The organism is Pseudomonas sp. No.117 (assembly GCF_054558395.1).
In genome coordinates this window covers 1-541 of record NZ_BAAJNP010000019.1, presented here as the reverse complement: position 1 = coordinate 541, position 541 = coordinate 1, and the positions used below count along the sequence as shown (strand labels likewise).

At 67.5% G+C, this 541-nt stretch carries 1 pseudogene; it reads left to right on the top strand.

Annotated elements, in window-relative coordinates:
• Positions 1-541, top strand: a pseudogene (locus ACYJP6_RS24155) (acetolactate synthase large subunit); the annotation flags it as partial.

Below are 541 nucleotides of genomic sequence, written 5' to 3'. Positions count from 1 at the left end.
GGAAAAGCCCGGCTCCGTGCACCTGGAATTGCCGGAAGACATCGCCGACGAGCACACCGAGAGCCTGCCCGTCCCGCCGAGCCTGAGCCGCCGCCCGGTGGCCGAAGCCAAGGCCATCGCCGCCGCCGTCTCCAAGCTGGAGAACGCTCGCAGCCCGGTGCTGGTGCTGGGCGCCGGCACCAACCGCAAGATGACCGCGCGCGTCCTGCGCCAGCTGATCGAGAAGACCGGCATCCCCTTCGTCACCACCCAGCTCGGCAAGGGCGTGGTCGACGAGCGTCATCCGCGCTTCCTGGGCAACGCCGCCCTCTCCGCCGGTGACTTCGTCCACCGCGCCCTGGAGTCGGCCGACCTCATCGTCAACATCGGCCACGATGTGATCGAGAAGCCGCCGTTCTTCATGACCCGCGGCGGTACCGAGGTCATCCACATCAACTTCCGTTCCGCCGAAGTCGATCCGGTGTACTTCCCCCAGGTCGAGGTGATCGGCGACATCGCCAACGCCATCTGGGAGATCAAGGAGCGCATCGAGGTCCAGCCG